This is a genomic window from Nocardia carnea (assembly GCF_029868855.1).
Lineage (GTDB): Bacteria > Actinomycetota > Actinomycetes > Mycobacteriales > Mycobacteriaceae > Nocardia > Nocardia carnea_A.
In genome coordinates this window covers 1-23,418 of record NZ_JARWOV010000250.1, presented here as the reverse complement: position 1 = coordinate 23,418, position 23,418 = coordinate 1, and the positions used below count along the sequence as shown (strand labels likewise).

The following is a 23,418-nucleotide window of genomic DNA, read 5'->3' as shown; positions in this document are numbered from 1 at the left end:
GCTGGATTCCGGTCCGGCCACGGCGGGCCCGGAACCGGGCGCCGGCGGTATAGCCGCCCGGGTGGGCGGCGTAGCCCACCCCGGCCTGGCCGGGCGCCCCCGGGTGGCCGGCGGGGAGGGCCGGGGGGGCGCGGGGGGGGGGGGGGATGGGGGGGGGGGGGCGCCCCCGCCCGCGGGGCCCCCGGGGTCCCGGCGGTCAGCGATGTCGGTTGGGAAGGATGGACAGCGAATGAGTGGCGACTCCAGTACGCCCGGTCGTCGTCCCCCGCAGTTCCACTCCACCGAACATCTGGCGAGCGAGGCGGTCGCCGCCTATGTCGATGGTGAACTGCGAATGAATCCGTATCTGCGGGCGGCTCAGCATCTTTCGGTGTGCCCGGAATGCGCCGCCGAGGTGGAGGCGCAGCAGCAGGCCCGGATCGCACTGCGCCGGGCCACTCAGGTCTCGGTGCCCACCGGTCTGCACGACAGCCTGTCACGTATTCCACTCGCCGAACCGGCCACCGGGACGAATTCGCCCGGAAATCCACGTAACGAGGCGGTATTCGGGTTTTCCGGCCAGTCCTTTTCCGCGACCTTCGACAGCTTCCGGTGGTCGACGTGGTGGCGCAAGTAGAGTTTGCCGCGTGAGTTCCGAATCGACGCACAATTCCCCTGCCAATACTCCTGATTCGGCGGACGAAAACGGCACGACGGCCGATAACGGCACGCTGCGCCCGCCCGGCGCGCCGGTGCTGGCCCCACGCCCGGTCTACCGGCCCCATGTGGACTCACATACCGCGCATGCGTTCCGCCGCCCGGCCGGGCAGTCCGGCTCGTTCGCCCCGCGCAACGGCCGTAACGACACCCGGCCGGCCGGTACCGCGCCCAAGGGCCCCCCGGCCGCGGTATTGGCCGAAGCGTTCGGCCGGCCGCCCGGGTCCACCGAGCTGCTCCAGCGCGATCCGGACGCCGATACCGAAACGCCCCCGGTGGCGGGTCCGGCGGACCCGTGGCGCGATCCCGATGCGCAGGCCCGGCTGGGCGCACCCGCGCTGTCGACGCCGTCCGCCCGGGAAATGCCGCAGGCACCGAAGCTTTCGGCCCGGCAGGTCCTGTTCGGTTCCCGGGTCGCGCCGCGCGCCCTGCTGATACTGGCTGCGATCGCGCTGGCGATAGGCCTGGTCGGCGGCCTCGTCGGCCGGCTGACGGCGGAGACCGCCTCTACGCTGACTTCCCGCAAGGTCAGCCTGGAACAGAGCGACAGCGAGCAGCCGCACGGCCCGATCGCGCAGGTCGCCGACGCCGTACTGCCCTCGGTGGTCTCCATCCGCACCACCGTCGGCGAGAACGGCGCCACCGGGTCCGGGGTCGTCATAGACGGCAACGGCTATATCGTCACCAACAACCACGTGGTCTCGATGGCGGCACAGGATACCTCCGGCCGGGCCCGGATCCAGATCACGTTCTCCGACGGCACCCGCACACCGGCCAATATCGTGGGCCGGGACCCGAAGAGCGATCTCGCGGTCCTCAAGGTGGATGTGAAAAATCTCACTGTTGCGGAGTTGGGCAAATCCGGCGACGTCCAGGTCGGCGACGCGGTTCTGGCCATCGGTTCGCCACTGGGCCTCAGCAAGACGGTGACCTCGGGCATCGTCAGCGCCCTGCACCGCCCCGTGAAACTGGAGGGCGAAGGCAGCGATACGAAGGCCGTGATCGACGCGGTGCAGACCGACGCCTCGATCAACCCCGGTAACTCCGGTGGCGCGCTGGTGGACGCGGACGGCCGGGTCATCGGCATCAACACCGCGATCCGCAGCGAGAGCGGCGGTTCGGTGGGGCTCGGCTTCGCGATTCCCGTGGACCAGATGACCGAGGTCGCACAGACCCTCATCCGCGACGGCTCGATCCACCACCCGGTGATCGGCGTGAGCGCCCGCCAGAAAACCGTCGCCAACGAGGTCATGAGCGGTGCGGAAGTCGCCGATGTGCAGCCGGGGAGCCCGGCGGCGAACGCCGGGATCGTCGAGGGCGATGTGATCGTGCGCGTGGGCGACCGGGAGGTCACCAACCCCGACGAACTGGTCGTGGCGGTGCAGAGCAACGATATCGGCCAGACGGTGAACGTCCAGCTCATCCGGGAAGGCCGGCAGGTGGACATTCCCGTGACGCTCGCCTCCGACTGATCCATCGCCCGCGACGCCGGGTAACCTGATGGGGTGTTCAGCAGTATCGGGTGGGGCGAGATGCTCGTCCTACTCGTCGCCGCCCTCGTAATCCTCGGCCCGGAACGGTTACCCGGCGCCGCGCGGTGGACTGCGCGCACATTGCGCCAAGTCCGCGATTACGCGACCGGCGCGACGTCGCAATTGCGCTCCGAACTCGGGCCGGAATTCGACGAGCTGCGAAAGCCGATCGCCGATCTCCAGGAATTACGTGGGATGTCTCCGCGGTCGGTGGTGACCAAACATCTTCTGAACGGCGACGATTCCCTTTTCAAAGACCTCGACGGTTCCCTGCCGGACAGTAGGAATGTTCTCGGCGCCGCCAGCGGGATGCCAGATTACCCGCGGGCGCAACAGAATAAACCACTCGAGCACAATGAGCGTCCGCCGATCGACACCGACGCCACCTGATCGTCAACTGCTCTAGACGCCGTTCAGGGGCCTGATGTCTACACTTCGCACATGTCGGCCGATGACGTGGCGCGAATATTCGCGATCGAGGACAAAGTCGAGCGACTCAAGGCCGCAACGGAGGGTGTCGCAGCGGCTCAGCAAACCATCAACGAGCTCACTCGAATTCGACGTGCGGTAATCCGGGAGTTGCACGCCGAGGGGTGGACTTTCGCCAGAATAGGGGCCGCCGCGGGGCTTTCCCGCGCCCGTATCCATCAGGTCAGTACGCAGGGCCCGGCACCGGAGGGATTGTTCTTCGGCCACGGCCCACTCACTCTGCTGGTCCCGGACACGCGTGCAGGCCGGTTGATGGGCGCACCGGATCCGGCCGCCGCGCCGCGGCTCGCCGAACAGCTCAAAGAGCTGGGCTTCGGAGTGACCATCGAACCTTTCGCGCCCGGACGCCCGGTGGATCTCCTGCGCGACGGTCTCATCGTGCTCAGTGGCCCGGAACTGTCGCCGAGCCTGCGCCAGCTCATCGCGGGCGATCCGCGGCTGCGGCGAGCGGTGGCCCGGCCCGGCGACGGGCGGCGCGGTATCGAGGATCGAGCCGCCCGCCGTATCTACCGGCCGGCCAGCCCGGACCCGCACGATATCGCCTACCTGGCCCGCCTGCCGCGGCCCGACGGCCGGGGCACCGTTCTGGTGATCGACGGCCTGCATCCGCCCGGTTCACTCGGTGCGGTCCGGCTGCTGGCCACCCGGTTGGCCACCCTGCACGAGCGGGCGGGCAACCGCCGGTTCTCGGTGCTGATCGGGGTCCGTTACGAACGCGGGACCGGGGAGCCGGTCGACGCGGATCTGCTGACACCGGTCTACCTGCACGACCCGGTCGATTCGCGGCTACGGCCGGTGCGCCAGCGCCGCTGATCACTGCCTCGGCAGTACCACCGATTGCAATATTCCGGCATCGCCGGACACTGCACCTCCGGCTTTCGGCGAGCGCGGCGAATTCGCACCCGGCGGACAATTCCCGACACGCCCGGAATCGTCGATAGCGACAACGAATATTGGCCTGTCAACGATATTGCTACTCTGGCGCTGGTGCTGGTTTACACGGCCAACCGCCCGCATTTGCCGAATTCGGCGGAATGTTCGGTAACCGTGAAACCGCTTCGCACCGATAGGTGCGCACAGCACCCCTGGCGATGTCTGGCTCCGACAAGGTAATTCGTGGAGGCGCAGGTGGACGCGTTGATCATCGTGGCGGTGGTTCTGGTCGTAGCCGGACTGCTGGTCTCGGTGGTCCTCTGGTTGCGTAGTCCGGGGTCGGCGGACACCGAGTACGTCACGGTCGCCGAACTCCAGGCCCGCCTGGAAGACGAACAGGACGGATCCGCGGAGCCCGGCGCCCATCCGGTCGGCGAGTCGGAACCGCAATCGGAACCGTCCGCCGCCACCGATCAGCCCCCTGCCGAATCGACATCCGGCGCCGCGACAGCGACCGCACCACCTCCGTCGGCAGCCGAGGACACCACCGGAATATCGCCGACCACCGAGTCCGGGCCCGCACCCGAATCCGCGTCGGCCACGGGCCGCGAGGTTGCCGAGTCGACCAGGGCCGCTCGGGCGGCCGGAACCGAGCCGGAGACAACTCGGGAAACCGGCACGAGCTCCGAGGCCGGAACCCCGGAAGCCGGGACCGGCAGGGCGGCCGTTCGCGGTGAGGCCGAAGTCGAGGGTGCTACCGCAACCCACGGCGAAACCACCACCGGCAGCCTGACGGAGTCCACCGAACACACGGCCGTGGAAGGACAATCGGGTACGACCGCGCAGGACGAGCCCGAACCCGGTCAGGACGTGGCCGGGTCCGAACCCGACGGCACGGCGCGGAACGCGGAGAAGTCCACGGACGATCGGCCGTCATAGGCAACCGTCCGAAACCACACGACGCCCGCGTATCGAATTTCATCGCGGTCTCGGGCAGCGAGCCAGAATTCCCCCCGAGACCTCGGCACCGGCGCCTCGGGCGGTCCCGCGGCTGCGATACACCGCGCGTCGCGCTATCGACAGCGGCGCCCCCGCCAATCCGCTGAGCGGAGGAAGCCGACACACGCGTCGCCCGATTTTTTTGGGGGGGCTGGAAACGTCCCATCCCATACGCCAGGCATCATCGGCGGCGCGGCCGTCGACCACGACCTGACAATTTCGGCACTCCTGTGACTTTCACCCGTACTTCGGGGACTCCGCGAAATCCCGACCGGGAGCACTTGGCGGCTGTGCAGGATCGCATCACAGTCGCACCCGGCGGCGCGGCGGCTCAGTGCTGAACCGCCTGGGCAGACCGCACCCCGGCGACGGCCACGCGGTCCGGACTCACTCAGCGCCCACGCCGGAGCTCAGGCGGCGGCCACGTCCGGGCGGATCGTGTTCATGGGCGGCCGGTCGACCAGGTCCACGGCGGTGCTGTGGGGTGTGAACTCGTTGCCGACCAGCGGGAACTGGGTGAGCGCCGCGCCCGAATCCGGCACCCCGCTGCGGGCCAGGACGGTGCCCAGGATCTGCCGGCTCATCACTCCGAGATCGGCCAGCGGGCGGTTGCGGTGCGTCCGTACCCCCAGATTGACCTGGCCGATGGCCGGCAGGCCCAGCCGGTCGTAGGTATCGAGCAGCAGCCCGATCTCGACTCCGTACCCGGGCGCGAACGGTACCGCGGTGAGCAGTTCCCGGGTGCCCGCGTATTCCCCGCCCAGCGGTTGCAGTACCGATGTCAGGCCTGGTCGCAGCGCGGCCAGCAACGGCCGCGCCACCAGTTCGGTGACCCGCCCGCCACCGTGCGCGTCCACCTCACCGCCGTGGCGCAGCGGGCGCCGGTAGTAGGCCTTGACCAGATGCAGGTCCGGGGTGGTCAGCAGGGGACCGAGCAGTTTCGGCACGAAGGCCGGATCCGGGTCGATCAGATCGGAGTCGACGAAGGCCACCAGATCGCCGCTGGTCACCGCCAGCGAACGCCACAGGACCTCGCCCTTGCCCGGTACGGGTTCGAGTTCGGGCACGGCCTGCTCCCGGCTGACCACCTCGGCGCCGGCCGCGCGGGCACGTTCGGCGGTCGCATCCGTCGAACCCGAATCGAGGACCACCAGCTCGTCCACGAGGCTGCCCAGCAGCGGCCGGATACTGGCCACCACATCGGCGACCGTGTCCTGTTCGTTCAACGCCGGCAGCACCACCGAAACGGTACGTCCGGCCTTGGCGGCGATCAGATCGGCCACCGCCCACTGGGGGGTGTCCCAGGTATTCGTCGTGGCCCAGCCGGGCTCGTGGTGTGTGAGTTTCATACGAGACCTCGCAGAGTTCGTACCGGGGGCCGGATACCCTGGATCGCGGCAATCATGTCGACCACATGCCGGGTCGCGGCGACCTCGTGCACCCGGAAAACGCGGGCACCGGCCGCCGCGGCCCACGCAGTTGCTGCCAATGTGCCCTCCAGCCGTTCGGAAAGTCCGACACCTAATGTCTCTCCGATGAAATCCTTGTTGCTCAGCGCCATCAAGACGGGCCACCCGGTTTTTACAAGAACGTCCGCTGCGCGCAACAGTTCGAGCCCGTGGTAGGTGTTCTTCCCGAAGTCGTGGGTCGGGTCGATGAGCACGGAGTCCCTGCGTACACCCGCTGCCACCGCCGCCTCCGCGGCCCGCACCACGGTATCGGTCACCTCCGCCACCACATCGGCATAACGAACCCGGTGCGGGCGAGTGCGCGGTATCGCGCCGCCGGTATGACTGCAGACGATCCCCGCCCCGGTGGCCGCGGCCACCGGTACCAGTTCCGGATCGGCCCCCGCCCACGTGTCGTTGATCAGATCGGCGCCCTCGGCGACCGCGGCCCGCGCGACCTCCGAACGCCAGGTATCGACACTGATCAGCAATTCGGGATACTTCGCCCGGATCGCCGCGACGAACGGCACCACGCGACGCGATTCCTCCGCGGCGTCCACCGTCTCCCCCGGGCCCGCCTTCACTCCACCGATATCGACGAGGTCGGCGCCTTCGCCCACGGCCCGGTCCACCGCCGCCAGCGCAGCGCTGTCATCGAAGGTGGCGCCCCGGTCGTAGAACGAATCCGGGGTCCGATTCACAATGGCCATGACCAGCGCGCGGTCCGTCGCCACCGCCCGGCCGCACAATGTCGGCGACGGACGGACAGGATCGAACATGATCCGAGCTTATTTGCGCGGCCGCGGAGCCCGGGTTCCGGCCCCCTCACCGTCATCGTTCGGCCCCGGAACGCCCGGCCGCGCCGCATCGCACCGAGGGCTGCCTGCCACTCGGCCCCGGAAACCGCCGAAAGCCTCACTGAACGCGGCGGCGCCGGCGGGCGCGTTCGGACGAGCTCGCACCGGAAACCTACCTGTACGGCCGGGTGGCTCGTCGGTGCCGGTGGGAAGACGTAGTCAGACCGCGTGCAGACCCGGTTTCCGGGACGTGCCGGGATCCAGGGCCGCGAACGCTTCGGTCAGATCGGCAGTGACGGTGATGAGGTCGAGGGCCTCTTGCGGTACGAAACCGCGGTCGTGAAGCTCGGCGAGCCAGGTGAACAGGCCGGTGTAGTGGCCGCCGGGGTCGAGAATCGCCATAGGTTTGGTGTGCTGGCCGAGGTGACCGCCGGTCCAGGCCTCGAAGAACTCTTCGAGCGTGCCGATACCACCGGGCAGCGTGAGGAAGGCATCGGCGCGGTCTTCCATCACCTGTTTGCGCTGGCGCATGGTGTCGGTGACCACCAGTTCGTCGGAGTCGACATCGGCGACCTCGCGATGCACCAGATGTTTCGGTATGACGCCGATGGTGTTGGCACCGCCGGCGCGGGCCGCGGTGGCCACCGCGCCCATCATCGACACATGCCCGCCGCCGGAGACCAGTTGCCAGCCGCGCCGGGCGATCTCGGTCCCCACCCGGGCCGCGAGGGTCAGGTTGTCGGGGTCGGCGGTACTCGCGGAGCAGTACACGCAGAGTGCGAACGGTCGTGGGTTCACTGGTTACCCTCCAGGTAGGCGCGCAGCATCTCGGTGACAGCGGTGATCTGGGCCAGCGGTACGTGTTCGTCGCGTTTATGCGCGAGATTGGGGTCGCCGGGGCCGAAGTTCACCGCCGGTATACCGCGGGCGGCGAATCGGGAGACATCGGTCCAGCCGTATTTGGCGCGGATACCGGCCGAACCGTGCGCCCGGACCACATCGGCGAGTCCCTTCGCCGCGGGGGCGGTGAGCCCGGGCAGCGCGCCGGGTGCCGCGTCGGTCACAGTGAACTCCGATTCCAGGCCCGCGAACACCTCCCGGACGTGTTCGGTGGCCTGCTGGACCGTGCGGTCCGGCGCGAACCGGAAATTCACCTCCACCGCGGCCGCATCCGGCACCACGTTGCCGGCCACTCCGCCCTCGATCCGCACCGCCGACAGACCTTCGCGGTAGCGGCAGCCGTCGATATCGACCTCACGCGCCCGATACTCCGACAGCCGGGCCAAGATGGGGGCCAGGCGGTGGACCGCGTTGTCCCCGAGCCAGGACCGTGCCGAATGCGCCCGCACACCGGCCGTACTCAACCGGACCCGCAGCGTGCCCTGGCAGCCGGCCTCGATCCAGCCGCCGGAGGGTTCGCCCAGAATCGCCAGATCCGCGTCCAGCCATTCCGGAAGTTCCCGTTCGATGGTGTTCAGGCCGTTGAATTCGGCGGCGATCTCCTCGCAGTCGTAGAAGATCAGGGTCAGGTCGTGCGCGGGTTCGGCGACGGTGGCGGCCAGGTGCAGAAATACCGCATCTCCCGATTTCATATCGACCGAACCGCAGCCGTAGAGCACCTCGGACCCGTTCTCGACGGTGAACCGGCCCGGTACGTTGTCCGCGATCGGCACCGTGTCGAGATGGCCCGCGAGCACCACCCGGGTAGGCAGGCCCCGGTCGGTCCGGGCGAGTACCACATTGCCGTGGCGCACCACCTCGAAACCGCTGGTCTGGGTGCGTAGCGCCGTTTCGACGGCGGTGGTGATCGCGGCCTCCTCCCGGGACACGCTCGGGATATCGACGAGGGCCGCGGTCAGCGCGACGGGATCGGCGTGCAAGTCGAGGGTCACGGGATACGAGCGTAGAGGTGCCGCACCACTTCGGAGACGCTGGTGGGTAGGCTGCGGTGTCGTGAGCACTCAGGGAGCAAGCGCTATCGGCATCGCCAACGTGACCACGGACGGAACCGTTCTGGATACCTGGTTCCCCGCCCCGCAGCTGGGCGAGTTCACCGAGACCGGTACCGAGCGGCTCGCCGAGGCGCCCGCCGAACTGGCCGATCTGGTGGGCCCCGACCCCGCGCGCGGTGTCGAGGTGATCGCCGTTCGCACCACCATCGCCGATCTGTCCGCGGCCCCGGTCGACGCGCACGATGTGTACCTGCGCCTGCACCTGCTGTCCCATCGCCTGGTTCGCCCGCATTCGGTGAGCCTGGAGGGGCAGTTCGCCCTGCTGGCCAATGTCGTCTGGACCAACCACGGGCCGGCTGCGGTGGAAGGGTTCGAAACCACTCGGGCCAGATTGCGCGCCCGCGGTCCGGTGACCGTGTACAGCGTCGACAAGTTCCCGCGCATGGTCGATTACGTCGTCCCCGCCGGTGTTCGCATCGGTGACGCCGACCGGGTCCGGCTGGGTGCTCATCTGGCGGCCGGAACCACCGTCATGCACGAGGGTTTCGTGAACTTCAATGCCGGCACTCTCGGCACCTCCATGGTGGAGGGCCGCATCTCGGCGGGCGTCGTCGTGGGCGACGGCTCCGATATCGGCGGCGGCGCGTCCACCATGGGCACGCTGTCCGGGGGCGGTACCACCGTCATCTCGATCGGCGAACGCTCGCTGCTGGGCGCGAACTCGGGCCTGGGCATCCCGCTCGGCGACGATTGCGTGCTGGAGGCGGGCCTCTACCTCACCGCCGGTACGAAGGTCACCACGCCGGACGGCAAGGTGATCAAGGCGGCCGAACTGAGCGGCACGAACAATCTGCTGTTCCGGCGTAATTCGCAAACCGGTGCGGTGGAGGTCGTTCCCCGCTCTGGTACCGGGATCGAACTGAACGAAGCGTTGCACGCGCACAACTGACCAGCGAGCCGGGGCCGAGAATTGGACCCGCGGGCAGGTCGTAACCTGGACGCGGGTTCCCCTACGCGGAGCGCGGCCGGTGAACGGCTCGCCGTATCTCAGATTCCGAAGGCGATCACTCGTTCCGGGTGGATGCGAATGAGTTCCCCGGGTTCGGTTCCTATGTAGGTGGCGGTTTCGGTGAGCGCTTCGGCGGTGCCGCGGATCTCCAGGCAGCGCACCCGCCAGGGCTGGACCGAGGCGATATCGTCGACCACGAACGCGACCCGGTTGTTCTTCGCCAAGTTGCGGAACTTGCGTGAGCGCCCCATATTCCAGCCGGCGATATCGATGGTGCCGAGGTCGGGGTTGTACCGGAACCCGACGGGGTTGTTCTGGGGCGCCCCGTCGGGAGCTACGGTGGCCAACCGGCCGAGCCGTTGCCCGGCCAGATAGTCGAGCTGTTCGGGGCTGAGCGTCGCGTTCATGGGACCGACGGTAGGACCTCGAGTCCGGTTGAGGTCAATATCCGGAAGGCCTGCGCCCACGCGCTTACTCGCCCGGTGTTACGACCCTGTTCAGTTGCTTCTTCTGCACCTTGCCCATGGCATTGCGTGGCAGAGACGCAACGAATCGGATCTCCCGCGGCCGTTTGTGGGCCGAGAGTTCTCCGGCAACATAGTCGATCAGTTCCTGTTCGCCGGGCGCGGTTTCGCGCGCGACGACGAATGCGACGATCCGCTGGCCGAGATCGGCGTCCGGCAATCCGACCACCGCCACCTCGGCGACACCGGGGTGGCCGAGCAGGGTGGTCTCGACCTCGCCCGCGCCGATTCGGTACCCGCCTGATTTGATGAGGTCCACCGATTCCCGGCCGACGATCCGGTGGAATCCGTTCGCGTCGATCGCCGCTACATCACCGGTGCGGAACCAGCCGTCCTCGGTCCAGCATTCGGCGGTGGCTTCCGGACGGCCGAAATATCCGTCGAACAACATCGGACCACGGACCTGCAGTCCTCCGATGCTCGAACCGTCGTGCGGCACCGGCTGTCCTGCCTCGTCCCGCAGCCTGGTCTGCACGCCCTGCACCGGTATCCCGACCCAGCCCGGCCGGCGTTCGCCGTCGGCCCGCGCGGAGAGCGTGATCATTGTTTCGCTCATCCCGTAGCGTTCGATCGGCGCCTGACCGGTGAGTTCGGCGAGCCGCTCGAACACCGGCGCAGGCAGCGGTGCGCTACCGGAGATCAGCAGCCGGGCGGCGCTCAGTTGCTTCGCGGCGTCGGGATCCTCGATGATCCGGGACCAGACCGTGGGCACGCCGAAATATATGGTGCCCGCGGCCGCGGCGTAGTTCGCGGGCGTCGGTTTCCCGGTGTGCACGAGCGGACTGCCGACGCGCAGCGGGCCGAGCAGACCCAGGATCAGGCCGTGTACGTGGAACAGCGGCAGACCGTGCACCAGTACATCGGCCGGGGTCCACGACCAGGCCTCGGCGAGCGCGTCCAGGCCCGCGGCGATCGCGCGACGGCTCAGCACCACGCCCTTCGGCAGGCCGGTGGTTCCGGACGTGTAGAGCACGAACGCAGGTGCGGCCGGGTCGGGCTCGGGGTAGGTATGCCAGGACCGGGCGTGCTGACGGACCGGGACCACCGGTAGCGCGGTACCTTCCGGCGCCTCGCCCAGCCACGCCTGCGCCCCGGAATCGGCGAGCATATGGTCGAGTTCGGCGGTACCGGAATCGGGCGGTATCGGGACCACGGTCACCCCGGCGATCAGGCAGCCGATGACGGCGAGCACGGTGGATGCCGTGGGGCGGGCCAGTACCGCGACCCGTTCCGCGCGCGCGATCCGTTCCGCCACCGAAGTGGCCGCACCGAGCAGATCACTGCGAGAGAGGGCGATTCCGTCGATCGTGACGGCGTCGGGGATATCGGCTCCCGCGGCGACGGCCAGGGGGTCCAGCGATCGGAGCAGACGCGGCGCGAGGGACATGCGCCCAACCTACTGCCCGCCAACCCCGCGGCTACGCCGACCTACCCGGCCGCGAAGTGTGCCGGTGACCGGGACAGCCGCGGCTGTTTCGCCCGGCGACGCTTGACACCTTTGTGACACGGCGAGATGGTGAACGGGCAACCTTCGCAGTCTCCGAACGGTGCTTGCCGGGTAGGAATGCGAAACAGCTCGATTCGAATTCAGGAATCCGTGATCGGCACCCGGAACGAGACCGCCACATGATCGCGCGCGTATTTGCGGACGGCGACCTCGTCGTCCAGCGGAATCACCGTCTGCGGAGTCAGCGCCAGCGACAATGCGGTCCGCGCGACCATTTCGGCCACCGGCAGCGGGTCGTAGGCCGGCAATTTTCCTTCGGCCTGCAGCCGGGTGACGAACTCGGCGAGGTAATCGCGGCCGAGTTCGATAACCGGGGCGCCCTTGGTGGTCAGGTAGGGCAACACGATCTCGGGTTCGGTATCGAGCAACCGGTCCAGCAACCGGTTACTGCGCAGCCCGTCGAGAAAGGCCACGAACAGTTCGACGATCTGGGCTTCGGCCCCCGCATCGCGATCGATCTGCCGTTGCACCGCGGCATCGACACCCTCGATGAAATCGCGGGTCTGCGCCAGCCCCACGGCCTGGATCAGATCGGATTTACTGGAGAACCGGCGGTACAGCGTCGCCAGCGAGAGCCCGCCCCGGCGCGCGACCTCCACCATGCTGGTGCGCTTGATCCCGAAATCGAGAAACGCCTGCAGCGCGGCGGCCAACACCGATTGGTCTTGATCGCGGCGCGGCGATCGCACCAGTGGCAACAATTGAGCCAGCGCACCCATCTCGGCACCTCTCGCGCTCGGTGATGCAATGACGCAGTAAGCATCGCACAACTACGCGGACAGTTGACGCGACATCGAGTGAATGAGATGGTTATCATATAATCTTCTCATAGGAAAGAGGTCACCGATGACCGCTCCCCAGCCCATGTCACAGAGCGAACCCGAACCCCGCCCGCTCTACGCCCCCGATTTCGACGTCGAGGACCATATCGTCGGAATCACCGCCTTTCTCGGCGGCACCGCGAACGTGATCATGCAGCTGGGTTTGCGACCGGTCGCCTACGGCGTCATGGAGAGCGACGTCAAGAGCGGCAACGTGATGGTGCACCCGTTCAAACGACTCCGCACCACCCTCACCTACCTGTCGGTCGCCATGCTGGGCACCGAGGAGGAACGCAACGCCTACCGGCTCGCGGTCAACACCTCCCACCGGCATATCCGCACCAAACCCACCAGCCCGGTCAAATACAACGCCTTCGACCCCAAACTCCAGCTCTGGGTCGCTGCCTGCCTGTACTTCGGATTCGTCGACCTCCTGGAGAAAGTCCAGGGCCCCATGGACGAGGCGACCGCCGACACCTTCTACGCGCACAGCATCCGGCTCGGCACCACCCTGCAGGTACGCCCGGAAATGTGGCCGCCGAACCGGGCCGCGTTCTGGGAGTTCTGGGAAGACAACCTGGACAATCTCGAAATCGACGACACCACCCGCGCCTACTTCAACGACCTCATCGACCTGAAGATGCTGCCGCTACCCGTGCGGTGGCTATCGGCCAAGTTCCATCGGTTCGTCGTCTCCGGCTGCCTGCCCCCGCAGATCCGCCAGAAGATGTACATGAACTGGACCGAGGGCAATCAGCGCTGGTTCGACCGGACGATGAAGGTCATCGGCTTCGGTCTGAAACTCCAGCCTCGCTTTCTACGCCAGTTCCCCATGAACTACTACCTGTGGGATATGCGCCGCCGCATGCGCAAGGGCAAACCATTGGTCTGAGCTGTGTTTATTTGCGGGCACCTTCGGCGCCGCCGGTTCGGCACGTGGGGACGGATGTGCGGCGGGGGACCGACATCGGAGCACGGCGTTCGGCGTCAGGTTCGCGCAGGGGTCGCCAGGGCGCGGAGGAAGAAACCGAGGTTGGCGGGGCGCTCGGCGAGGCGGCGCATGAGGTAGCCGTACCACTGGTTGCCATAGGGGATGTAGACGCGAACGAAATCGCCCCGGCCGGCGAGCCGCTGTTGTTCGTCGGTGCGGATGCCGTACAGCATCTGGTACTCCAGTTCGCCGGGATCGCGGCCGGTCCCGGTAGCGCGGTCGGTCGCGGCGGCGATCAGCGCGGGATCGTGTGTTGCCACCAGCGGCCGGGCCGCGCCCTGCATCAGCACCTGCAGGCAGCGCAGATACGCGCTGTCCACATCGGCGCGGTGCTGGTGGGCCACTGTCTCCGGCTCCCGGTAGGCGCCCTTGCACAGGCGCACCCGCGCGCCCGCGTCCGCGTCCGCGAGGTCACGGCAATCGTCCGGGCTGCGGTACAGATACGCCTGGATCACCGTGCCCAGCCAGGGGAAGTCCGGGCGTACCTGCCGGATCGCGGCGAGTGTGGATGTCGTGGTCGTATGGTCCTCGGCGTCCACTGTGACCCATACCCCCGCCTCCGCCGCCTTGGTGCAGAGCACACGCAGGTTCTCGGTGGCGATCGCCGGTCCGTCCGGCCCCAGCCACTGGCCGAGGGCGGAAAGTTTTACCGAGACCTCCAGCGGTGCCGCCCCGGCCGGGACCGCCGTGGTATCCAGTGCCGCGAGGTCGTTGATCAGTGCCAGATACTCGGCGACCGCGGCATCGGCCTGCGCGCGATCGGTGGTGTACTCGCCGAGGAAATCCACGCTCACCGCCCGCCCGCTCGCCAGCAGTTCCCGGGCCGCGGTGACCAGCTCGGACCGCGTCTCCCCGGGTACGAAGCGCCGGACGAGAGCGGCGGTCACCGGGCTCGTGGTCAGCGTCCGTTTCACCCGTTCCGATCCGGCGGCCGCGAGGATCGCCGGGCGCAGCGGATTCACCGGACCTCCCGCCCGCACCGCATCGCGACGGGAGTTCGCCGGCTCATCCTCGCTCCATATGGGGATACCGGTGATCGGTGTGCGGGACGAAGGTCTCCTTGATCGCGCGCGGCGCCACCCAGCGCAGCAGGTTCAGCGGGGAGCCGGCTTTGTCGTCGGTCCCCGAGGCCCGCGCGCCACCGAACGGCTGCTGCCCCACGACGGCGCCGGTCGGTTTGTCGTTGACGTAGAAATTTCCGGCCGCGAAGCGCAACCGCGTGGAGGCCTCCTCGACCGCATCCCTGTCCTGCGCGAAAACCGCCCCGGTCAGCGCGTAGGGGGCCGCGGATTCCACTTCCGCCAGAACGGTCTCCCAGGCGCCGGGAGCACCGTCGTCGTACACATATACCGAGAGAATCGGGCCGAAATACTCGGTGGCGAACGATTCGTCGCGGGGGTCTTCCGCCAGCAGCACGGTCGGCCGGACGAACCAGCCTTCGCTGTCGTCATAGGTGCCGCCCACCGGGATCGGCACATTCGCCGAACGGGCCCGCTCGATCGCCCGCACGCTCTTGTCGTAGGCGCGCCGATCGATCAGGGCGCCGCCGAAATTCGACAGTTCCGCGACATCGCCGTAGCTCAGCGAATCGGCGATTCCGAGGAAATCGTCACCCATATCCCGCCACAGCGAACGGGGCAGATAGGCGCGCGACGCCGCCGAACATTTCTGGCCCTGGTACTCGTAGGCACCACGGATCAGCGCCGTACGCAGGGCGACCGGGTCCGCGGAGGGGTGCGCGACGATGAAGTCTTTACCGCCGGTCTCGCCGACCAGCCGCGGATATCCGCGATACCGGCCGAGGTTGGCGCCGACCTGACTCCACAGATACTGGAACGTAGGCGCCGACCCGGTGAAATGGATACCGCCCAGCCGCGGATCGGTGAGCGCCACTTCCGAGAGTTCTCTCCCGTCCCCGGTGACCATATTGATCACCCCCGGCGGCAACCCCGCGGCCTCGAGCAGTTTCATCGTGTAATAGGCGGCGAGTGTCTGGGTGGGCGACGGTTTCCAGACGACGGTATTGCCCATCAGAGCCGGCGCGGTGGGCAGATTCCCGGCGATGGCCGAGAAATTGAACGGGGTGATCGCGTAGACGAAACCCTCCAGCGGCCGGTAATCGAGCCGGTTCCAGACCCCCGGACTCGACTGCGGCTGCTGCGCCAGAATGCCGCGGGCGAACGACACATTGAAACGCCAGAAATCGACCAATTCGCACGGCGCATCGATTTCGGCCTGCACCGCCGATTTCGACTGCCCCAGCATGGTCGCCGCGGCCAAGGTCTCCCGCCACGGCCCGGACAGCAGGTCCGCGGCCCGCAACAGCACCGCGGCGCGTTCGTCGAACGGAAGCGAGCGCCACGCAGGGGCGGCGGCGGTCGCCGCCTCGATCGCGGCGGCGGCTTCGTCATGAGTGGTATTCGTGTAGGTCCCGAGCACCTGCCGGTGCCGATGCGGAGCGGCGATCTCGCGGCGCTCGCCGATCCCGGGACGGTGCTTACCGTCGATGACCAGCGGAATGTCGAGGGTAGTGCCCGAGATCTCGGCCAGCTTGCCGAGCAGGCGTGCCCGCTCGGGGCTGCCCGGCGCGTAGCTGTGCACCGGTTCGTTCATGGGGGTCGGGACAACTGTGACAGCGTCCATACCCCAAGGCTAGCCCTGTTTTTTCGCGTCGCACTGCGCCGACGCGGGTTTTGGCTGTGCTGATTTGCGCCGCACGCGCCGGGTTCACAGACGTTCGGCGGCGGCGGCGATTCTCTCGTCGGTGGCGGTCAGGGCTATGCGGACGTGCCGGGCACCGGCGGGGCCGTAGAAATCGCCGGGAGCGGCGAGGATACCGCGGCCGGCCAGCCAGGCCAGGGTGTCACGGCAGGGTTCGTCGCGGGTGGACCACAGGTACAGGCCGGCTTCGGAGTGGTCGATCCGGAAACCCGCGCCCAGCAGCGCGGAGCGCAGGATCTCGCGGCGCGCACGGTAACGCTCCCGCTGGACGGATTCGTGCTCGTCATCGGCCAGCGCCGCCGACATCGCCGCCTGAATCGGGAACGGCACCATCATGCCGGAGTGTTTGCGCACCTCCAGCAATTCGGCCACGAGGTCCGGGTCGCCGGTGACGAAACCGGCCCGGTAACTGGCCAGATTGGAGGTCTTCGACAGCGAATGCACCGCGAGCAGGCCGGTGTGGTCGCCATCGCACACCCTGGGATCGAGGATCGACACCGCCGGCTCGTCCCAGGCCAAGCCCAGATAACACTCGTCGGAGGCCACGATCGCGCCGCGTTCCCGTGCGAAGGACACCACCTTGCGCAGATGCTCCACACCCAGCACTTTGCCGGTGGGGTTGGACGGCGAATTGAGGTAGATCAGCGCGGGTTTTTCCGGCCCCAGCCGGGTGAGCCCGTCGGCGCGCAGAATCCGGGTGCCGGCCAGCAGCCCACCGACCTCGTAGGTCGGATACGCGACCTCGGGAATCACCACCAGATCCGCGGCACCCAGCCCCAGCAGCCGCGGCAGACCGGCGATCAGCTCCTTGGTCCCGATCACCGGCAGCACGGCCGCCTCGGCCACACCCGTGATCCCGAACCGCCGCGCCAAGGCGGCCACCGCGTGTGCACGCAATTCCGGGGTGCCGTGGGTCGTCGGATACCCCGGCACCTCGGCAACCGAACTCAGCGCCGCCCGGATCAGCGGATCCACCGGATCCACCGGGGTACCGACCGACAGATCGACCAGCCCGCCCGGATGCGCTGCCGCCTCGGCCTTCACGTCGGCGAGGGTGTCCCACGGGAAATCGGGCAGCGCCGCGCTCACCCGGGGACGATGCGTTACCTCAGTGCTCATCTACCGAACGCTCTTAATCCTCGGCCATCGGCGGCAGTTCCTTGATGAACGGGGGATCGAAATCGACCTTGCCCAGTTTGGTCGCGCCGCCGGGCGAACCCAGTTCGTCGAAGAAATCGACATTCGCGTTCACGTAGCCGCTCCACTGATCGGGGGTGTCGTCCTCGTAGAAGATCGCCTCCACCGGGCAGACCGGTTCACACGCACCACAGTCAACGCATTCGTCGGGATGGATGTAGAGCATGCGGCCACCCTCGTAGATGCAATCCACGGGGCATTCTTCGATGCACGCCTTGTCCTTCACGTCAACGCACGGTTCGGCGATGATGTAGGTCACTCCCGCTCTCCTAGTCTTCCTTCTTCTCCGGGTAACTGCGCCCGCGCACAAGTATCCCTGGTGCACCGAACGCTACCCCCGGTGAGCCTGTCCTAATATTCTGCGGTGCGTTTCGGGGGATGTTGTCCGCCGCCGGGGGCTGACCGTCCGGGGCCGTGATTTCGGAGCCGCCTCCGCGGCGCGAGGGTGCGAACCGAATGCGACGGGACGGAACGCTGCAGTTCGCACGGCTACCGGCGGTATCCGCCGATACGCACGGGGTTCCACCTCCAAAAAACCCGACGCCACCAGCGGTGGCGCCGAGTTCAGCGAGGCTATCGAAGGTTTTCGACCTCCATGGCCCAAAACCTGCGGCGCCGCAGGCGCCGCAAAAAACACAGCTCAGACCAGTTCCAGGCCGGGAACCGGCCCACGGCTCGGTGGGATTCCGTAGGTTGTCGTGCGTTCGCGAACGGGGCGGCCGATACCTTCGGCTATTTCTGTGAGTTCGGCCACCGTTTTCGCCGACCCGTGCTGGGAGCCGGCCATCCGGGAGATCGTTTCCTCCATCAGGGTGCCCCCGAGATCGTTGGCGCCGCTGCGCAGCATCACCTGGGTTCCGGTGGTACCGAGTTTCACCCAGCTGGTCTGGATGTTGTCGATCCGGCCGTGCAGCATGATCCGGGCCAGGGCGTGCGCGGCGCGGTTGTCGCGGTTGGTGGGGCCCGGGCGGGAGGCACCCGCGAGGTAGAGCGGGGCGCTCTGGTGCACGAACGGCAGCAGTACGAATTCGGTGAAACCGCCGGTTTCGTCCTGGATACCGCGCAGTACGCGCAGATGCCCTACCCAATGGCTCGGATTGTCGACGTGCCCGTACATCATGGTCGAACTCGACCGGATGCCGACTTGATGCGCGGTGGTGACGACGTCGATCCACGCCGAGGCGGGCAGTTTGCCCTTGGTGAGCACCCAGCGAACTTCGTCGTCGAGGATTTCGGCGGCCGTACCGGGAATGGTGCCGAGCCCGGCTTCGCGCAGGGCGGTCAGCCAGTCCCGGACGCTTTCGCCGCCGCGGGAAGCGCCGTTGACGATTTCCATCGGGCTGAACGCGTGCACGTGCATGGACGGCACCCGGGCCTTGACTGCCCGCACCAGGTCCGCGTATCCGGTGACCGGCAGGTCCGGGTCGATTCCGCCCTGCATACAGACCTCCGTGGCGCCGTCCACGTACGCCTCCCAGGCGCGGTCTGCCACCTCGTCGGTGCTGAGGGTGAACGCGTCGGCGTCGCCTTTTCGCTGCGCGAACGCGCAGAACCGGCAGCCGGTGTAGCAGATATTGGTGAAGTTGATGTTCCGGTTCACCACGTAGGTGACGTCGTCGCCGCAGACATCGCGGCGCAACTGATCCGCGAGACCGGCGACGGCTTCGAGGTCGGGGCCGTCCGCGGTCGCCAACGCCAGATATTGGGCGTCGGTCAGGCCCGCCGGATCTTTCTCGGCAGCACGCAGCGCGGCCAGTACGTCGGAGTCCAGCCGCTGCGGCGCGGCGGCGAGATCGCGGACCTGTTCGCGGATGGTGTCCCAGTCGCCGAACGCATTGTCGATATCGCTGCGGGTATCGGTATTGCGGCCGTCTGTATCGATGGCGGTGTTCAAATCGGTCCGGCCCGCGGATTCCCAGGATTCGTCGGGTTCCTGCCACGGCAGGCCGGCCGGGAGCGCGTCCGCTTTCGCCAGCCCGGTCTCCGGATCGGTGAGCGCGGCGACGTGGACGCCGATCCGCGGGTCGATCCAGGGGTTACCGGCCCGGACGTATTTCGGATGCGCGGAGGTACGTTCGACCAGCTCGAATCCGGCGCTCGCGGTGAGCTCGGCGAGCGTATCGAGGTTCGGCCACGGCCGTTCCGGGTTGACGTGATCGGGCGTCACCGGCGATACACCGCCCCAATCGTCGATACCGGCCTCGAGCAGCGCCCGGCATTCCGCACCGGACACCAGATTCGGCGGCGCCTGCACCGCGACATCCGGGCCGAGCAGCAGCCGCGTCACCGCGATGGTGGCCAGGAATTCGGAGATATCGGCGTCGGGGGCGTGCCGCATCGCGGTATCGTCCTTGGCCCGGAAGTTCTGCACGATGACTTCCTGGATATGACCGAATGCCTTGTGCTGCTTGCGGATCGCCAGGATCGTATCCGCCCGTTCGGCCATGGTCTCCCCGATACCCACCAGGATTCCGGTGGTGTAGGGAACCGAGAGCCGCCCGGCGTCGGTGATCGCGCGCAAGCGCACCGCGGGATCCTTGTCGGGGCTGCCGTAGTGGCAGTTGCCCTTCTCGGTGAACAGCCGGGTCGAGGTGGTCTCCAGCATCATCCCCATCGACTGGGCAACCGGTTTCAACCGGGAGATCTCCTCCCAGGACATCACCCCGGGATTCAGATGCGGCAGCAGACCGGTCTCCTCCAGCACCAGGATGGAGACCGCGCGCAGATAGTCCAGCGTGGAATCATAACCGCGTTCGTCGAGCCACTGCGCGGCCTCGGGCCAGCGCGCCTCGGGCCGGTCACCCAGCGTGAACAACGCTTCCTTACATCCCAGTTCGGCGCCGCGCCGGGCGATGTCGAGCACCTCGTCGGGTTCGAGGAACATCCCGCGGCCCTGCGCGCGCAATTTGCCGGGCACGGTGACGAATGTGCAGTAGTGACAGGTGTCCCGGCACAGGTGGGTGAGCGGGATGAAGACATTGCGCGAGTAGGTGATGGTGGCCGGTCGCCCGGCCGACTCCAGACCGGCGTCGCGCACCCGGGCGGCGCTACGGCACAGGTCCGCCAGGTCGGCGTCGCGGGCGTGCAGCAGCACGGTGGCTTCGTCGGCGTTCAACGTGACCCCGTCGCGCGCCCGGCGCAACGCCCGTCGCATCGCGGACGGCGTGGGCACGGGGGTCGGGACGGTCGGTTCGGGTAGTTCGGTCACGCCCTCGATCATGCGGTACACATCCGGAACTGTCTCCTCCCAGGTCGTCGAGCGTTCACAACCCCGCTGTATCGCGGGCTATTCCGTGCAGGTCGAAGCTGTGCGCGGGGACCACCGGGCCGCCGTTCGATCTTGGCCGGTCCGAACGCCGGACAAGCGTGCGACCATGAGTACATGTCGCCGGACAGTCCGCCTCGATCCACCGATCCACTGCTCGATCCCGCTCGGCGGCCCAGTCCCCGCGCGAAGACATTGTGGACTGTGGAAATCGCCCTGACCTGGTTGGTGCTCATCGCCGCGCTGGTGGCCTGGGCGGTTTTCGATCCCGACCGCCGCCCCTGGCAGGTGGCCGCGGCGGTGGTCGTGGTTCCCGTTGCCGTGCTGGCGACGATCGTAGTGCCCCGATGGCGTTATCGGGTGCACCGCTGGGAAGTGACCGACGAGGCGGTGTACAGCCGGGTGGGCTGGTTGTCCCTGGAGAGCCGGGTCGCGCCGATTTCCCGGGTGCAGACCGTGGATACCGAACGTGGGCCGCTGGAGCGGCTGCTCGGTCTCTCGACGATCACCGTCACCACGGCTTCCTCGGCGGGCGCCGTTCGTATCGGTTTGCTCGACCGGTCGCTCGCCGACAAGACGGTGGCGCAGTTGACCGAGGTCGCGGCCCGGCACCGTGGGGACGCAACATGAGTGGCGCCGACGATCGGCCGGTGGCCGGTCCCGACACCAGCGCGCCGCCCGGCGTGACCACCGGTGAAGGACCGTGGCTGCGGCTGGATCGCCGGATGCTGCTGGTGCATCCGGTGCAGGCGATCGTGAAGTTCCTGCCGGCGGTGGTCGGTGGCGCGGTACTCGGTGTGAGCTCCGGGAATCCGTTGTGGGGCCTGCTGGGTCCGATCATCGTGGTGCCGTACGGTCTCGCGCTCTGGTTCACCACCACCTACCGGATGAGTCCCACCCACGTCGAACTCCGCACAGGTGTTGTCCAGCGGAAACGGTTGTCGGTGCCACGGGCCCGGATCCGGTCGGTGGATATCGAGGCCGATCCGCTGCACCGGATCCTGGGGCTGGCCGCGGTGGTGATCGGTACCGGGCAGGAGGCCGGGGCCGACGACCGGTTCACACTCGACGCGCTGGCCGCCGATCAGGTACGCCCGTTACGCACCGAACTGCTCGCGCACACACGGGGGCCCCATATCTCCGCCGACGGTCCCCCGGCACTCGAACTCGATCCGGACGACACCACCGCACCCGCCGACGCCGGTGGTGTCCACGCGGGCACGGCAGGTGGCGCCGCCGGAGGCGAAACCTCCACCGCGGCGGGCCGCGAAATCGGGCATTGGCGGGCGGAGTGGGTGCGCTACGCGCCGCTGTCGCTGACCGGGTTCGCCCTCGCCGCTTCCGCCCTCGGTATCGCTGCCCAGTTCGGCCTGGGTTCGTCCGAAATCCGGGTGGACCGGGAGACCGTGGATACGGTGCGCGGTGTCGGCGTGGCGGCGCTGATCGTCCTCGGCGTACTGTTCCTGGCCGCCCTCGTGGTGGTCGTCAGCGTGGCGGCCTGTGCCCACTACCTGATCACCTACTTCCGGCTGCGGGTCACCGATTACGGCAGCACACTGCAGGTCCGGCGCGGCCTGTTCACGCTGCGGCAGATCACCCTCGATACGGCCCGGTTGCGCGGTGCCACGATCATCGAGCCCCTGCTGTTGCGCTCGGCCGGTGCCGCCCAGCTCGAAGCGATCATGACCGGCGAGAATCCCCGGCAGAAAATTCTGCCGCAGTCGCCTCGGGCGGCCGTCGAACGCACCCTCGCCGATCTGCTCCGACCCCGGCGTGATCAGCCTGCCCCGGATCCCGCCGCGCTACCGCATCTTCAGGCGCCCGCCCGGATCCCGCTCACCCCGCACGGACCGGCGGCGCGGCGCCGCCGCTATATCCGGGCAGGCTGGCCGGTGCCACTGGCCCTGGTGGCGTTGGCAATTCCCACGGCCGCCGGATGGGAGGTCGCGGTGTGGTGGTGGCTGATCCCGATCGCACTCGTCCCGATCTGCGCACTACTGGCCGAGGACCGCTACCGCGGCCTCGGTCACGCGGTCCTGCCCGCGGAAGGCGGCGCACCCACCTGGCTGGTGGTCCGATCGGGCTCGCTCGACCGGGAACGTTCCTGCCTGGAGGCACCCGGCATCATCGGCTGGACGGTCCGGCAGACCTTCTGGCAGCGCCGCGCCGGTCTTGCCACACTCTCGGCCGCCACCGCCGCCGGCAAGAAGGTGTATTCGATCCCGGACATCCCCCTCGACAAGGTCCGCCCCCTGATCGAGAAGATCACCCCGGATCTCTAGCCCACCCAGTGCCCTTACCAACCGGCACCAGCCCGAACCCAACGCAACCCACGGCGGTGCCGAGTTCAGCGAGGCCCGGAAAGTTTTCGGCCCGCCAGGGGGCCGAAACCCGCGGCGCCGCAGGCGCCGCGAATAAACACAGCTCAGGTTTGACAGTGGCGGGTGGGAGCGATGCGGAGATCCGGGAGAACTCACCGGCCCGTACGACCAGGAAGTTCTCGTGGCAACCGTAGGAGTTGCCGGCCGAATCGGTGTTGTTCTTGAACAGGTAGATATCCCCGCCGATCCCCTCCTCCGCGAGGCGCTGCTCGGCGT

General features: G+C 68.0%; 21 protein-coding genes and 1 pseudogene. 9 read left to right on the top strand and 13 right to left on the bottom strand.

The window, feature by feature from the left end:
• The first annotated feature begins 229 nt into the window (after positions 1-229).
• The 5 genes from QH195_RS26135 (at position 230) to QH195_RS26115 (ending at position 4,529) form a co-directional block, all read left to right on the top strand.
• Positions 230-616, top strand: a complete 387-nt coding sequence (locus QH195_RS26135; RefSeq protein WP_280437356.1) for a hypothetical protein — start codon at positions 230-232, stop codon at positions 614-616.
• Positions 617-626: 10 nt separating this feature from the next.
• On the top strand, positions 627-2,168 hold the full coding sequence (locus QH195_RS26130; RefSeq protein ID WP_280437355.1) for a trypsin-like peptidase domain-containing protein: 1,542 nt from the start codon (positions 627-629) through the stop codon (positions 2,166-2,168).
• Positions 2,169-2,201: 33 nt separating this feature from the next.
• A complete protein-coding gene (gene tatB, locus QH195_RS26125) occupies positions 2,202-2,618 on the top strand; it encodes a Sec-independent protein translocase protein TatB (RefSeq protein ID WP_280423428.1) in 417 nt (138 codons plus the stop codon).
• A 51-nt stretch (positions 2,619-2,669) separates the two neighbouring features.
• Positions 2,670-3,530 (top strand): hypothetical protein, encoded by an 861-nt coding sequence (locus QH195_RS26120; protein WP_280423427.1) that lies wholly within the window; start codon positions 2,670-2,672, stop codon positions 3,528-3,530.
• 303 nt (positions 3,531-3,833) lie between these two features.
• Positions 3,834-4,529, top strand: a complete 696-nt coding sequence (locus tag QH195_RS26115; protein WP_280437354.1) for a hypothetical protein — start codon at positions 3,834-3,836, stop codon at positions 4,527-4,529.
• Between the two features lie 470 nt (positions 4,530-4,999).
• On the opposite strand, the gene QH195_RS26110 is transcribed toward QH195_RS26115, so the two are convergent.
• The 4 genes from QH195_RS26110 to dapE form a co-directional block, all read right to left on the bottom strand.
• A complete protein-coding gene (locus QH195_RS26110; protein ID WP_280423425.1) occupies positions 5,000-5,938 on the bottom strand; it encodes a glucosyl-3-phosphoglycerate synthase in 939 nt (312 codons plus the stop codon).
• Positions 5,935-6,816 carry a dihydropteroate synthase gene (folP, locus tag QH195_RS26105; RefSeq protein ID WP_280423424.1) on the bottom strand — a complete coding sequence of 294 codons (882 nt, stop codon included), beginning with the start codon at positions 6,814-6,816 and terminating at the stop codon, positions 5,935-5,937. The genes QH195_RS26110 and folP overlap by 4 nt, the downstream gene beginning before the upstream one ends.
• A gap of 237 nt (positions 6,817-7,053) precedes the next feature.
• Entirely contained in the window at positions 7,054-7,632 is a 579-nt protein-coding gene (locus QH195_RS26100; protein ID WP_280437353.1) for a TIGR00730 family Rossman fold protein, read from the bottom strand.
• The gene (dapE, locus tag QH195_RS26095) at positions 7,629-8,726 is read right to left on the bottom strand and encodes a succinyl-diaminopimelate desuccinylase (protein ID WP_280423422.1); all 1,098 of its coding nucleotides are present in this window, start codon (positions 8,724-8,726) and stop codon (positions 7,629-7,631) included. The genes QH195_RS26100 and dapE overlap by 4 nt, the downstream gene beginning before the upstream one ends.
• A 61-nt stretch (positions 8,727-8,787) precedes the next feature.
• On the opposite strand from dapE, the gene dapD reads away from it, so the two are divergent.
• The gene (gene dapD, locus QH195_RS26090) at positions 8,788-9,735 is read left to right on the top strand and encodes a 2,3,4,5-tetrahydropyridine-2,6-dicarboxylate N-succinyltransferase (protein WP_280437352.1); all 948 of its coding nucleotides are present in this window, start codon (positions 8,788-8,790) and stop codon (positions 9,733-9,735) included.
• 98 nt (positions 9,736-9,833) lie between these two features.
• On the opposite strand, the gene QH195_RS26085 is transcribed toward dapD, so the two are convergent.
• The 3 genes from QH195_RS26085 to QH195_RS26075 all read right to left on the bottom strand — a co-directional run bounded on the left by QH195_RS26085 (position 9,834) and on the right by QH195_RS26075 (position 12,545).
• Positions 9,834-10,202 (bottom strand): PPOX class F420-dependent oxidoreductase, encoded by a 369-nt coding sequence (locus QH195_RS26085; protein ID WP_280423420.1) that lies wholly within the window; start codon positions 10,200-10,202, stop codon positions 9,834-9,836.
• A gap of 64 nt (positions 10,203-10,266) precedes the next feature.
• The gene (locus QH195_RS26080; protein WP_280437351.1) at positions 10,267-11,706 is read right to left on the bottom strand and encodes an acyl-CoA synthetase; all 1,440 of its coding nucleotides are present in this window, start codon (positions 11,704-11,706) and stop codon (positions 10,267-10,269) included.
• Positions 11,707-11,906: 200 nt separating this feature from the next.
• A complete protein-coding gene (locus QH195_RS26075) occupies positions 11,907-12,545 on the bottom strand; it encodes a TetR/AcrR family transcriptional regulator (RefSeq protein WP_280423418.1) in 639 nt (212 codons plus the stop codon).
• Positions 12,546-12,672: 127 nt separating this feature from the next.
• Here QH195_RS26075 and QH195_RS26070 point away from each other — a divergent pair, with 127 nt between their 5' ends.
• Positions 12,673-13,539 (top strand): oxygenase MpaB family protein, encoded by an 867-nt coding sequence (locus QH195_RS26070; RefSeq protein WP_280423417.1) that lies wholly within the window; start codon positions 12,673-12,675, stop codon positions 13,537-13,539.
• A 95-nt stretch (positions 13,540-13,634) separates the two neighbouring features.
• Here the strand turns inward: QH195_RS26070 and QH195_RS26065 are convergent, their stop codons facing one another.
• The 5 genes from QH195_RS26065 to QH195_RS26045 form a co-directional block, all read right to left on the bottom strand.
• Positions 13,635-14,600, bottom strand: a complete 966-nt coding sequence (locus QH195_RS26065; RefSeq protein ID WP_280437350.1) for a proline dehydrogenase family protein — start codon at positions 14,598-14,600, stop codon at positions 13,635-13,637.
• Between the two features lie 43 nt (positions 14,601-14,643).
• Positions 14,644-16,281: an L-glutamate gamma-semialdehyde dehydrogenase gene (gene pruA, locus QH195_RS26060; protein WP_280437349.1), complete on the bottom strand. Its 1,638-nt coding sequence runs from the start codon at positions 16,279-16,281 to the stop codon at positions 14,644-14,646.
• Positions 16,282-16,365: 84 nt separating this feature from the next.
• A complete protein-coding gene (gene dapC / locus QH195_RS26055) occupies positions 16,366-17,478 on the bottom strand; it encodes a succinyldiaminopimelate transaminase (protein WP_280423414.1) in 1,113 nt (370 codons plus the stop codon).
• Between the two features lie 13 nt (positions 17,479-17,491).
• Entirely contained in the window at positions 17,492-17,815 is a 324-nt protein-coding gene (gene fdxA, locus QH195_RS26050; protein ID WP_280423413.1) for a ferredoxin, read from the bottom strand.
• A gap of 381 nt (positions 17,816-18,196) precedes the next feature.
• Positions 18,197-20,776, bottom strand: coding sequence for a bifunctional FO biosynthesis protein CofGH (locus QH195_RS26045; protein ID WP_280423434.1), 2,580 nt, complete (start codon positions 20,774-20,776; stop codon positions 18,197-18,199).
• Positions 20,777-20,938: 162 nt separating this feature from the next.
• On the opposite strand from QH195_RS26045, the gene QH195_RS26040 reads away from it, so the two are divergent.
• Positions 20,939-21,451, top strand: coding sequence for a PH domain-containing protein (locus tag QH195_RS26040; protein ID WP_280423412.1), 513 nt, complete (start codon positions 20,939-20,941; stop codon positions 21,449-21,451).
• Positions 21,448-23,103 carry a PH domain-containing protein gene (locus QH195_RS26035; protein ID WP_280437348.1) on the top strand — a complete coding sequence of 552 codons (1,656 nt, stop codon included), beginning with the start codon at positions 21,448-21,450 and terminating at the stop codon, positions 23,101-23,103. The genes QH195_RS26040 and QH195_RS26035 overlap by 4 nt, the downstream gene beginning before the upstream one ends.
• Before the next feature lie 139 nt (positions 23,104-23,242).
• Here the strand turns inward: QH195_RS26035 and QH195_RS26030 are convergent.
• Positions 23,243-23,418 (bottom strand): annotated as a pseudogene (locus tag QH195_RS26030) (proteasome accessory factor PafA2 family protein); the annotation flags it as partial.

Excerpts from the sequence above, each read along its gene's own strand:
- QH195_RS26135 (WP_280437356.1), top strand. The coding sequence starts at position 230 with ATGAGTGGCGACTCCAGTACGCCCGGTCGTCGTCCCCCGCAGTTCCAC.
- QH195_RS26120 (WP_280423427.1), top strand. The coding sequence starts at position 2,670 with ATGTCGGCCGATGACGTGGCGCGAATATTCGCGATCGAGGACAAAGTC.
- QH195_RS26110 (WP_280423425.1), bottom strand. The coding sequence starts at position 5,938 with ATGAAACTCACACACCACGAGCCCGGCTGGGCCACGACGAATACCTGG.
- folP (WP_280423424.1), bottom strand. The coding sequence starts at position 6,816 with ATGTTCGATCCTGTCCGTCCGTCGCCGACATTGTGCGGCCGGGCGGTG.
- QH195_RS26085 (WP_280423420.1), bottom strand. The coding sequence starts at position 10,202 with ATGAACGCGACGCTCAGCCCCGAACAGCTCGACTATCTGGCCGGGCAA.
- QH195_RS26080 (WP_280437351.1), bottom strand. The coding sequence starts at position 11,706 with ATGTCCCTCGCGCCGCGTCTGCTCCGATCGCTGGACCCCCTGGCCGTC.
- QH195_RS26075 (WP_280423418.1), bottom strand. The coding sequence starts at position 12,545 with ATGGGTGCGCTGGCTCAATTGTTGCCACTGGTGCGATCGCCGCGCCGC.
- QH195_RS26070 (WP_280423417.1), top strand. The coding sequence starts at position 12,673 with ATGACCGCTCCCCAGCCCATGTCACAGAGCGAACCCGAACCCCGCCCG.
- pruA (WP_280437349.1), bottom strand. The coding sequence starts at position 16,281 with ATGGACGCTGTCACAGTTGTCCCGACCCCCATGAACGAACCGGTGCAC.
- dapC (WP_280423414.1), bottom strand. The coding sequence starts at position 17,478 with ATGAGCACTGAGGTAACGCATCGTCCCCGGGTGAGCGCGGCGCTGCCC.
- QH195_RS26045 (WP_280423434.1), bottom strand. The coding sequence starts at position 20,776 with ATGATCGAGGGCGTGACCGAACTACCCGAACCGACCGTCCCGACCCCC.
- QH195_RS26040 (WP_280423412.1), top strand. The coding sequence starts at position 20,939 with ATGTCGCCGGACAGTCCGCCTCGATCCACCGATCCACTGCTCGATCCC.
- QH195_RS26035 (WP_280437348.1), top strand. The coding sequence starts at position 21,448 with ATGAGTGGCGCCGACGATCGGCCGGTGGCCGGTCCCGACACCAGCGCG.